The organism is Acinetobacter sp. WU_MDCI_Abxd143 (genome assembly GCF_025514195.1).
Lineage (GTDB): Bacteria > Pseudomonadota > Gammaproteobacteria > Pseudomonadales > Moraxellaceae > Acinetobacter > Acinetobacter pittii_H.
In genome coordinates this window covers 156548-167708 of sequence record NZ_JAHPTH010000006.1, presented here as the reverse complement: position 1 = coordinate 167708, position 11161 = coordinate 156548, and the positions used below count along the sequence as shown (strand labels likewise).

At 39.3% G+C, this 11161-nt stretch carries 8 protein-coding genes, 3 tRNA genes and 1 pseudogene; 5 read left to right on the top strand and 7 right to left on the bottom strand.

Annotation, left to right across the window (positions count from 1 at the left end; all coding sequences use genetic code 11):
- Position 1 precedes the first annotated feature (1 nt).
- The 7 genes from KTI79_RS13005 to KTI79_RS12975 all read right to left on the bottom strand — a co-directional run bounded on the left by KTI79_RS13005 (position 2) and on the right by KTI79_RS12975 (position 4924).
- Positions 2-74 (bottom strand) — tRNA-Glu (locus tag KTI79_RS13005).
- A gap of 121 nt (positions 75-195) precedes the next feature.
- On the bottom strand, positions 196-1095 hold the full coding sequence (locus KTI79_RS13000) for a hypothetical protein (protein ID WP_086376066.1): 900 nt from the start codon (positions 1093-1095) through the stop codon (positions 196-198).
- Between the two features lie 120 nt (positions 1096-1215).
- Positions 1216-2637, bottom strand: coding sequence for an amino acid permease (locus KTI79_RS12995; protein ID WP_086264786.1), 1422 nt, complete (start codon positions 2635-2637; stop codon positions 1216-1218).
- A gap of 128 nt (positions 2638-2765) precedes the next feature.
- Positions 2766-2841, bottom strand: a tRNA-Glu gene (locus KTI79_RS12990).
- Positions 2842-2866: 25 nt separating this feature from the next.
- Positions 2867-2942, bottom strand: a tRNA-Ala gene (locus tag KTI79_RS12985).
- A gap of 57 nt (positions 2943-2999) precedes the next feature.
- Positions 3000-4508, bottom strand: a complete 1509-nt coding sequence (gltX, locus tag KTI79_RS12980; protein ID WP_086264787.1) for a glutamate--tRNA ligase — start codon at positions 4506-4508, stop codon at positions 3000-3002.
- Positions 4509-4624: 116 nt separating this feature from the next.
- Positions 4625-4924 (bottom strand): hypothetical protein, encoded by a 300-nt coding sequence (locus tag KTI79_RS12975; protein WP_016142869.1) that lies wholly within the window; start codon positions 4922-4924, stop codon positions 4625-4627.
- 399 nt (positions 4925-5323) lie between these two features.
- On the opposite strand from KTI79_RS12975, the pseudogene KTI79_RS12970 reads away from it, so the two are divergent.
- The 5 genes and pseudogenes from KTI79_RS12970 to KTI79_RS12950 all read left to right on the top strand — a co-directional run bounded on the left by KTI79_RS12970 (position 5324) and on the right by KTI79_RS12950 (position 11158).
- Positions 5324-6325, top strand: a pseudogene (locus KTI79_RS12970) (sulfate ABC transporter substrate-binding protein).
- A 230-nt stretch (positions 6326-6555) separates the two neighbouring features.
- Entirely contained in the window at positions 6556-7479 is a 924-nt protein-coding gene (gene rsmH / locus KTI79_RS12965) for a 16S rRNA (cytosine(1402)-N(4))-methyltransferase RsmH (RefSeq protein WP_033848923.1), read from the top strand.
- Positions 7479-7811, top strand: coding sequence for a cell division protein FtsL (ftsL, locus tag KTI79_RS12960; protein WP_086264788.1), 333 nt, complete (start codon positions 7479-7481; stop codon positions 7809-7811). The genes rsmH and ftsL overlap by 1 nt, the downstream gene beginning before the upstream one ends.
- 11 nt (positions 7812-7822) lie before the next feature.
- Positions 7823-9655, top strand: coding sequence for a penicillin-binding protein PBP3 (gene ftsI, locus KTI79_RS12955; RefSeq protein ID WP_086264789.1), 1833 nt, complete (start codon positions 7823-7825; stop codon positions 9653-9655).
- 3 nt (positions 9656-9658) lie between these two features.
- Positions 9659-11158 (top strand): UDP-N-acetylmuramoyl-L-alanyl-D-glutamate--2,6-diaminopimelate ligase, encoded by a 1500-nt coding sequence (locus KTI79_RS12950; protein WP_086264790.1) that lies wholly within the window; start codon positions 9659-9661, stop codon positions 11156-11158.
- Positions 11159-11161: the final 3 nt, after the last annotated feature.

The following is an 11161-nucleotide window of genomic DNA, read 5'->3' as shown; positions in this document are numbered from 1 at the left end:
GCGTCCCTACGGGGATTCGAACCCCGGTTACCGCCGTGAAAGGGCGATGTCCTAGGCCTCTAGACGATAGGGACGTTTCAGAGGTGGGCGTATATTAGGTCGATTTAATAAAAGTGTCAAATAGTTTTCTGAAGAAATATTAAAAAAAACAATCAAGCGATTAAAAATAACTCAAATTGTAGAAAATATATACATTTAGCCCTCATTTTTCTGAAAAGGTTCAATAATTGCCTTTATAACCGATGGATGTTGTAAATATCCTAAAATCTCATGTGGTTGGTGGGCAAAGGTATAAATTTTCTGATTGATAATGGCAGGATCAAAATTAAATGGGGCCTCGCATAAGGGAAAAGCGGTCAAAAAATCATCTTGAGAGTAAAAATTAAACCAGTCACCATGAATACAGGGTGGTCTAGAAATTGGATTCGGGAGCTTACTTTGAATCACGCGAAAAGCTAAAGGCGAAGCTAGGGTAATAAAACGCTTAACTGAGAATTGATAAGATGGATCTGATAATAATTGGAAAGCGATAACTGAACCAAGAGAGTGTCCCACCACAATATAATCTTCTTCTTCTCGCATTTTCTTTAAAATTCTTTGATGTACTTCCTGCATGAACTCTGGATTAGATAAATACATATAGGTTTCGATAAGGAATTGTTGAATCAAACTTTCATGCAGTTTAGGAAAGTTATTTAATAGAACAACTAGTTCTTTCAGTACGCGATCTTTAACTAATTGAGAAGTGAGATAAAGTCGTTCTGAGAAGCTTTGCTCAGCTTGATCGGTTGAGGGACGTAACAACGGAACAAATGGAGTGTGCTCTTTAGGTGGGGGATTACTTGGGTGTACGTTAATAGGGAAATAATTATTAAAAAATGATTTAGGTAACAACGTGTTAAGGTCTAATTGATTGCTTAATTGGTATTTGGTCATTAAGTCGCCATAAAATGGCATGTGAATATGAAGATCACGGATATTAACTCTGCAAGGCATTTGTTTTAGGCCGAGCTTAAACACTTTTAACCAATGCTCTTTCAAGCGATGTGCTGTGTAGTTTTGTTGATTCATCCCATGGATAAATATAATTTTCATTCTATACAAAGAATTGTTTTTAATATAAATTTTAATCTACCGTGGTCTGATACATAAAACCAGTATGTAGGCAAAAAAAAGTGTAGCTTTTTGCTACACTTTAATTGAATAACGACAGTTTTAGTCTTTATTACGATAAAAAATGAAATAACTGGCATAGCATAAAGCTGTGAAAATGAGACAGCCTACAAAGCCAGCTCGCATTTCAGGGTCTGCTGCCATACTTAAACAAGTAATAAAACAGAAAATAAAACCTAAAATTGGCACAATAGGAAATAAAGGCGCAGCATATTGTAAGTCTTTAACAGTATGGCCTGATTTATACCATTGGCGGCGGAAATTGAACTGGCTTAAACAAATGCTCATCCATACAATCACCATGGTAAAAGCCGCTACGCCAAGCAGATTCTTAAAAATAGTCTCTGGTGCAAATTGCTCTGATAGCAAACCTGGAATTGCTCCAAACATGGTTACAACTAGAGCAACGATTGGTGTTCCACTTTTTGATAAAGTCGCAAACACACTAGGTAGTAATTTTTGTTCTGACAGAGACCACATCATACGTGAAGCTGCATATAAGCCAGAATTTGCTGCTGAAAGTAGAGCAGTAATAATTACAAACCTAATAATGTCATCCGCATATGGAATGCCAATATAATTAAATACGGTCACGAAAGGACTGCTACTTACACCATCACCGCCTAGACCTGCGAGTTGGAATGGGAGTAAGGCGCTAATAACAATGATGGTACCTACAAAGAAAATAAGTAGGCGCCAGATCGCGGCATTAATCGCTTTTGGTACATTTTGAGCTGGATCTTTTGTTTCGCCAGCTGCTACACCAATTAATTCGGTTCCTGAGAAAGCAAAGTTAACAATTAGCATGGTCGTAAAAATAGGAATTAAACCATGAGGGAACCAGCCTTGAGCTGTAAGATTGCTAAATAGTGGAGCAGTCTGGGCACCATGGAATGGAATTAAACCAAAAATTGCTAATAAGCCAAGAACAATAAAAGCAATGACCGTGACGACTTTAACAAGGGCTAGCCAAAACTCAGACTCAGCAAAAATACGCGTTGAACTAATATTTAAGCCAAAAATAGTAACTGCAAAAATAATTGTCCAAATCCACATTGAAATCTGAGGGAACCATTCTTGCATGAGCAATGCTGCGGCTGTGAATTCTGTTCCAAGTGTTGCAGTCCAAGTTAACCAGTACATCCAAGAAATCATATAGCCTGTACTTGGACTAATGTATTTTTTGGCATAGGCTCCAAAAGAACCTGAAACAGGCATGTGTACAGCGAGTTCTCCTAGGCAGAGCATGACCATGTAAGCGATCGCGCCACCAAGAATATAGGCAATAATTGCGCCAATAGCTCCAGTTTGTGAAATGACTTCCCCTGAACCTAAAAATAGACCAGTTCCGATCGCTCCGCCCAGTGATAACATCACAAGGTGGCGAGTACTCATGGCTCTTTTTAAAGGTGCAGTACTGTTCTGATGCTGATGAGCATCTAGTTGTTTGTCAGATGGCTGCATATTACACATTGAGAGAATTAAGAAAGACGCTATTTTAGATAAAATAGACAAATGTGCAATCTAGAAAGAGATAAAGAATAAACAGTAAGGTGACGATAGAGTCTTTTAATAATTTTTAAAGCAGAATATGGCGTCCCTACGGGGATTCGAACCCCGGTTACCGCCGTGAAAGGGCGATGTCCTAGGCCTCTAGACGATAGGGACTTAATGAGGCAAACACAAAGGAGCGTGGTGGAGTCAAGCGGGATCGAACCGCTGACCTCTACAATGCCATTGTAGCGCTCTACCAACTGAGCTATGACCCCAGTTTGTGTGAGCGCAATCTTAGGGTGAATGCGCTCACACGTCAACAAAAAAATGAATTAAACTTCGCTAGTTGCGTCATTTTTCGGCAATTTTAAGCTCTCATTGAGTTTTTCCCAATTTTTAACTTCTTTCTTGCTTGGTCCGCCTACAATTTCTAGGGCATGACGTAAGCGAGCGAAAGTTAAATCAGGTCCAAGCGTAACCATTGATTGCATCACTGGGGTCGAACTCGTTGAACCGGCGATTGCAATAAAGAACGTTGGCATGAAATCACGTAATTTAATGCCCATCTGATTCGCAAGATCCATTAGGGTTTGGCTAACGGTGTCATTATTCCAAGTAAACTGACCTTCAAGACGCCAAATTGCAAATTGTAAACTTTGACGAACTTGCTCTTGAGTCAATTTTTTACTTTCAAACATTTCAGCAGTAATTTGTGGCATATGGTTAAAATAGAAACCAGCCCAATTTACAGCTTCTGAAAGTAAATTAATACGTGGTTGAATAGCGGCAGCAATATCTTCTAAAGTGTTGCGATCACTCTTCCATGTTAATAAACGGTCTAATAATTGGCCAGGTGTTAAACCTTTGATCCATTGACCATTTAACCAATTCAGTTTTTCAACATCAAAAATTGGTCCACCTAGTGATACACGCTGAATATCAAAGTTGTCCATCATGTCTTGTAATGTGAAAACTTCTCTTTCATCCGGCATTGACCAACCCATGCGGCCTAAATAATTTAACAAGGCTTCTGGTAATACACCGATGTCGCGGTAGTAGTTAATTGATGTCGGGTTTTTACGTTTAGATAGTTTTGATTTATCAGGGTTACGCAACAGTGGCATATGGCAAAGTGTTGGCATTTCCCAACCAAAATATTGGTAAAGCAACTGATGCTTCGGTGCAGATGGAAGCCATTCTTCACCACGCAATACATGAGTGATTTCCATTAAATGGTCATCAACAACGTTAGCCAAGTGGTAAGTTGGTAAACCATCTGTTTTTAGAAGGACTTGCATATCGACTTGTGCCCAAGGAATTTCAACTTCTCCACGTAGCAAGTCATTAAATTTACAAACACCTTCTTCAGGCACTTTCATACGAATGACATGAGGTTCACCTGCTTCAAGACGTCGAGTCACTTCTTCTTGAGAAAGTTTTAAACCGCGGCCGTCATATTTTGGTGTTTCGCCACGTGCCTGTTGTTCAGCACGCATTTGATCAAGTTCTTCTGCTGTTGCGAAACAGTAAAAAGCATGACCTTTTTCAACAAGTTCTAATGCGTATTGCTTATAAATTCCCATACGTTCAGATTGGCGATATGGCGCATGTGGGCCACCTACATCTGGACCTTCAGACCAATTCAGACCTAACCAACGTAATGAATCCAAAATCATTTTTTCAGATTCTGGTGTAGAACGAAGTTGGTCTGTATCTTCAATCCTTAAAATAAATTCTCCGCCATGTTGTTTCGCAAAACACATGTTAAATAAAGCAATGTAGGCTGTGCCAACATGAGGAAAACCGGTAGGGGAAGGTGCAATACGAGTACGAACTTTCATAGATAATGGGTCAGAATAAAAATTGAAACTATTATAACGAAAAAGCCCAGTATTCTGACGTTTTATTTAACGTCAGTCTGGGCTAAGACTGAAACGAAGAGGGGATGTTTCAGATTTTAAGAAGCATGCGGCTGAAAGATTGCCTGAACAAAACGTGAAAAACGTTCGTGTTGTGCAGCAAGAAAATTTTGGGTTGGAGTAACGCGAATAGTATTAAGAACCTTAAGCTCATCATTTGTAGAAGGTAACACGATAGGGTTACGTTTCTGCTGATCTAAAGCTTTTTCAATAAGCGAAGTTTGCTTATCTGAACCTGTTTTGTTTGGAGTGTCTTTAAGTACTGCTGCTGCAGAAAACTGTGATGCTAAACCCAGCACCAAACTTAAGCTTAAAGCTTTTCCATAATGAATTTTCATTGTTAATCATCCCCTCTGTTCATTACATTTCATCTATTTTTTGAGTTTAACAAAATGTAAAATTACGGTAATGCTACGATTTAAACATAAATATTAATAAAAAAGTGGAACTGTGTCACACTTTTTACAAAATTTACCTATATTTTAAATTGGTCGACTCAAATGTAGACCATATGTATCCTTTACACTTCATTATTTAACAAATTAATGTGTAGATAAAGTGAAGGTCCTAAATAAGTTGTAAGAATAATTACAAAATTTTTCAAAAATGAAATAACTTAGACATTTTCAGCTATATATCTAAAAAAGATTAATAAAAAAGATATAAATATAAGTAATTGATTGTAAAAAATAAAATTAAAAATATAGTTAAACTAAAACGAATGATGGGTTTTGTAAATGAAAAAAATATCAATAATAGCGGTCGCTTTATATATGGGAATAGCGACAACAGCGGCTCAAGCAGCTACCTCTTTTTTAAATGTTTTTTATGATCCGACTCGAGAGTTTTATCAAGAATATAACCAAGCATTTGGTAAATTTTGGAAACAGCGAACAAGGCAAGATGTTTAATTTAAACAGTCACATGGTGGATCTGGTAAACAAGCCCGCGCGGTAGCCACAGGACTTGAAGCTGATGTAGTAACGCTAGCGTTAGCGAATGACATTGATGAGATTGTGAAAGCTGGGTTTATTCAGCCGAACTGGCAAAAAGAATTCCCAAATAATTCTGCCTCTTATACGTCAACTGTCGTGTTTCTAGTACGAAAAGGTAACCCGAAAAATATACGCGACTGGAATGATTTAACAAAACCAGGTGTGGAAATTATCACCCCTAACCCTAAAACAGGTGGTGCACCGCGTTGGATTTATCTCTCTGCGTGGGGATATGCTTTAAAACAGCCGGGTGGAAATGATGCTAAGGCTCGAGAGTTGGTGAAAAAGCTTTATCACAATGTGAAAGTTCTAGATTCGGGAGCCCGTGGTTCACTTACGACATTTGCCGAACGTGGCATTGGTGATGTTTTGTTGTCTTGGGAAAATGAAGCTTTGTTGGCGACGAAAGGACCTGATAAGGATAAATATCAAATTGTTTATCCATCAATTTCAATTTTGGCAGAACCATCTGTAGCGATTGTAGATAAAACAGTAGATAAAGATGGAAACCGAACCTTGGCAACAGGTTATCTGAACTTTTTATATTCACCTTTAGGCCAAGAATTGGCTGCTAAACATTATTTCCGTCCGCGGAATGCTCAAGTGGCTGCGAAATATGCAGCGCAATTTCCAAAAATTAAATTATTTACCATTAATGATGTGTTCGGTGGTTGGGCTAAAGCTCAGAAAACTCACTTTGCAAATGGTGCTATTTTTGATCAAATTTATGATGGAAAGCAGTAAATAAAATGATCTAAAACAATAGTCCAAAAAGAAAACTTAGAAGTTAAATATTCATAAATAAAGCAAGCAAACTTAAAAAAGTGAGCTTTCTTTATTTTTTTGCTTAAAAAATGCTAACAAAACGGTTTTATCTATGAAAAATTAATATTTTCCTACAAAAAGCCGTTTGGCGTTGATCATAAACAAGGTGATAATGTGCAGTTACATTTTTACGCAATGATTTAACACCTATGTCGCATATTTCTGTCTTACTTTTCGAGACCGTTGAGAGCTTATTGGCAGATCGCACAACAGGGGTGTATATCGATGCAACCTTCGGACGAGGTGGGCATACACGTTTATTGCTCTCAAAACTTGATGAAAATGCACGAGTATATGCATTTGATAAAGACCCTCAAGCTTTGGAAGTTGCGGCTGCTTTGGCAAAAGAAGACCCAAGATTTACCATTATTCATGCCAGTTTTGCTGATATTAAAGAAAAAATGCAGGAAATTGGTGTGATGAGTGTTGATGGCATTATGGCTGACTTAGGGGTGTCATCTCCTCAACTCGACCAAGCTGAACGTGGTTTCAGTTTTATGCAAGATGGTCCTCTAGACATGCGAATGGATAATTCTAAGGGGTTAACCGCAGCTGAGTGGTTACTTGAAATTGAAGAAGAACAATTAGCAAATATTATTTATCAATATGGCGAAGAACGTTATAGTCGACGTATTGCAAAAGCGATTAAACAAGCTGGAAAACTAGATACAACAGCCCAATTGGCAGAACTTGTTAAAACAGCTCATCCAAAATGGGAAAAGCATAAGCATCCAGCAACACGGACATTTCAGGCAATTCGTATTGCTATTAATAAAGAACTAGATGATATTGAAGTATTTTTACCACAAGCTGTAGACTTACTAAAACCAAAAGGGCGTTTGTCTGTGATTAGCTTTCATTCTCTTGAAGATCGCTTGATCAAACAATTTATTCAAAAAGAATCGACTTTGGCAGAAGATATTGGCTGGGGAATGCCACAGCAACAGGTAGATACAAGAAGGTTAAAGAAAATTTCACGGGTTCGTGCGAGTGAAGAAGAAGTAAAAGCGAACCCACGTTCACGTAGTGCATGGCTTCGGGTTGCTGAACGCTTGGAACAAAAAGGCGCGTAATGAAAAGCAGTGATGAAATTGAAACCACTGAAAATAAAGTGGTGAAAAAAGTTGTGGCATACACCGTATTAGTGGTGCTTGTTTTTATCAGTGCCATGATGGTGGTATTTCAAGTGTTTGAATATCGTCATGATTATAGAGAGCTTAGCTCTTATATGCGTGAACGTGATGATCTCAATGCTGAATGGGGACGTTTGCTTATTGAGCAACAAACCTTCGGTGCAACAGCACAGATTGGTACGCGTGCTGTAACCCAGCTACGCATGTTTTCGCCACCTGCTGCAGAAACGGTGGTAATTTCTTTACCGATGACCTCAGAGCAAAATAAGTAAGGCCTTGCTGTATGGTAGATAAGCGAACAAAGCAAACACGGAAAAAACAGCAGTCTATTTCGGAAAAGCCAACTCTTGCCTTCGATATGTGGCGGTTTTATCTGCTATGGGCAACAGTACTGCTCTGTTTTGTTGTTTTAATTGCACGTGCATTTTATGTGCAAGTGATTAATAAAGACTTTTTGCAAAACAAGGCCAATGCCAATATTTTGCGTACTGAACGTATTGAGGCAATGCGTGGGGTTATTAGTGACCGTCATGGCGTGCCTTTGGCCATTAGTACGCCTATTATGAAAATTGTCATTGATCCACGTGATTACTTTGATACCAAGCATTTATATGACGAAATTACAGCCGAATTAAAAAAAGATCCAAATAATCGTAAGTTAAAACGACAATTACCAGATAAAAACCTAAACCTTGATGAGTTGGCGGATGTGGTTGGTTTAGATCGTGCAGATCTAAAGAAACAGATGAATGCACGTCCACGTTCTCGTTATTTGGTTTTGAAAAAAGAAGTTCCGCCGCAACAGGCAGATCTTATTACAAAGGGTAACTTCCAAGGCGTTTATGCCGAGAAAACATATAAACGTTATTATCCTCAACCGCAGCCAAATGCTCAGATTATTGGTTTAACCAATAGTGAAGGCCAAGGGATTGAAGGCTTGGAAATGCAGTTGAATAAACAACTGTCTGGGGTAGATGGCGAACAAAAAATTATTCGTGATAAACGTGGTAACCGCTTAAAAGTTTCAGAGGTTATTCGTGAGGGTGAACCAGGCGAAAACATCACTTTAAGTATCGACTCTCGTTTGCAATATATTATGTACCGTGAGTTGACTGCTGCTGGTGTTGCAAATAACGCTCGTTCGGCGACAGCAATTGCTGTTGATGTTAAAACAGGCGAAATTCTGGCCATGACCAGTTGGCCATCTTATAACCCGAATGATAAAAACGGTTTATCTAATAAAGATGCCATGCGTAACCGCGGTGCGATTGATATGTTCGAGCCAGGTTCTACCATGAAGCCTTTTACAGTTTCTGCTGCACTCGAAACTGGACAATATACGCCAAATACTATTGTCAACACTTCGCCAGGTTCAATGCGTTTAGGCTGGCATACTATTCGTGATACGCATAATTATGGTGCTTTGACTGTCAGTGGCGTAATTATTAAGTCATCAAACGTGGGTTCAGCAAAAATTGCGTTGTCACTTCCTAAGGAAACATTACCAAGCTTCTTTAACCGTGCTGGCTTTGGTAAACGTTCTGCTGTGAAGTTCCCCGGTGAAAGCTCTGGTTTAGTACTTCCTGTAAGCAAATTAAACTCTTCCCAAATTGGTACCATGGCTTATGGTTATGGTCTAAATGCAACTATTCTTCAGTTGGCGCAAGGCTATGCAATGCTTGCAAACCATGGGGTAAAAATGCCTCTAAGTTTGCATAAGCTCGATCAAGCTCCTAAAGGTGAGCAAGTTCTTGCTCCAAAAATTGCTGATCAGGTTTTGCTTATGCTTGAGCAAGTGACGATGCCAGGCGGTACCGCAAAGCAAGCTAATATTCCAGGTTATCGCGTTGGTGGTAAAACAGGTACGGCTCATAAACTTCGTGCAGACCGTAAAGGTTATTCTAATAATGAATATCGTGCTTTATTTGCAGGTGTAGCTCCGATTAGTGATCCTCGTTTAGCGGTTATTGTAGTTGTTGAAAATCCACAAGGCCGTTATTACGGTGGTTTGGTTGCGGCCCCTATTTTTGCACGCATTATGCAAGAATCATTGCGCTTAATGAATATACCGCTTGATAAGCCCCTTGATACTCCAGAAAATCCTATTCGCAGGTAAGCTATGTCTGTTTCTTTCCAAGAAATTAATCCAGTCGAGATCGATGCACAGTGGTCTAAACAGCCTTTTCAAGGCTTTAGTTTAGACAGCCGTAAGGTTGCGTTAGGCCAGATCTTTATCGCTTTGACCAGTTATAGCCAACCTGAAAAAACACGTGCTTTTGCTGAGTCAGCTTTAGCTAATGGTGCTCTTGCCATTATTAGTGAGACTGAGTTGGGCGTAGCAAATGAGTGGGTATGTTCTGATGTACGTCAACGTATGGGTGAGTGGCAAGAACGTTATTTACAGCATATAGATCCCGTAGCACCAGTGCGTATTATTGCAGTGACTGGTACAAATGGTAAAACCACAATTTCGCGTCTAGTGGCTGAATTAATTAGCTCTCAACAACAACGCTGTGCTGTGATGGGTACTACAGGCAATGGTATTTTACCAGACTTAACACCATCAACTCACACTACGCTTGATGCTTTACAACTGCAAAATGCATTACATGATTATGCAAAACAAGGTGCGACTTTTGCTTCTTTAGAAGCAAGCTCACATGGTTTAGAACAAGGTCGTTTAAATGGTTGTGCGATTGAGATTTCTGTTTATAGTAATTTGAGTCGTGACCATCTGGATTATCACGGTACTTTAGAGGCTTATGCAGAAGCGAAGGCTCTTTTATTCCGTTTTAGCTCTTTAAAAGTAGCCGTTATTAATTTAGATGATGAGCATGCTACTCTCATGATCAATGCAGCAAAGCAAAATCCTGCTCAACCGAAAATTTTAACGTATTCACTTACTCAAAATACTGCTGATTATTATATTACTGACCTGAGTTACAGTTTAGCAGGGGCGACATTTAATTTAGTGAGCCCGCAAGGTTCTTTTGCTGTGCAAAGTCCATTGTTAGGGCATTTTAATGTCGAAAACTTGGTTGCAGCTCTTATTGCTACTGAGCAAGCAGGTTTTGATTTAAAAGCGCTAGTAGCTTTCGTTCCTGAGCTGATTGGTGCCCCAGGTCGAATGCAAGTTATTCGTGATGGTGAGCGTTTATTTGTTGTTGATTATGCACATACACCAGATGCATTAATTCAAGTGCTTAAAACATTAAAACGTCATGTTTCTAATCAACTTTGGGCTGTATTTGGGTGTGGCGGGGACCGTGATCGCGGTAAGCGTCCACTCATGACTCAAGCAGCTCTGGATGGCGCAAATCCAGTTATTTTGACGTCGGATAACCCTAGAACAGAAGACCCTGAACAAATTTTTGCTGACATGAAGCAAGGAATCGATTTTTCAGGGCACCGTATGCATGAAATTCATGACCGCCGTGAAGCAATTAAATTTGTTGCACAGCAGGCTCAGGCTGGTGATATTGTTGTGATTGCCGGTAAAGGACATGAAAATTATCAAGAAATTAATGGCGTACGTCACTGGTTTGATGATGTTGTTGAAGTGCGTTCTGCGATTGATGCACAACATCACACTGTAGACGCTGCTTACCCTGCACAATAGGAC

Coding starts and splice junctions, on each gene's coding strand:
- KTI79_RS13000 (WP_086376066.1), bottom strand. CDS start 1,095: ATGAAAATTATATTTATCCATGGGATGAATCAACAAAACTACACAGCA.
- gltX (WP_086264787.1), bottom strand. CDS start 4,508: ATGAAAGTTCGTACTCGTATTGCACCTTCCCCTACCGGTTTTCCTCAT.
- rsmH (WP_033848923.1), top strand. CDS start 6,556: ATGTCGCATATTTCTGTCTTACTTTTCGAGACCGTTGAGAGCTTATTG.
- KTI79_RS12975 (WP_016142869.1), bottom strand. CDS start 4,924: ATGAAAATTCATTATGGAAAAGCTTTAAGCTTAAGTTTGGTGCTGGGT.
- ftsI (WP_086264789.1), top strand. CDS start 7,823: ATGGTAGATAAGCGAACAAAGCAAACACGGAAAAAACAGCAGTCTATT.
- KTI79_RS12950 (WP_086264790.1), top strand. CDS start 9,659: ATGTCTGTTTCTTTCCAAGAAATTAATCCAGTCGAGATCGATGCACAG.
- KTI79_RS12995 (WP_086264786.1), bottom strand. CDS start 2,637: ATGCAGCCATCTGACAAACAACTAGATGCTCATCAGCATCAGAACAGT.
- ftsL (WP_086264788.1), top strand. CDS start 7,479: ATGAAAAGCAGTGATGAAATTGAAACCACTGAAAATAAAGTGGTGAAA.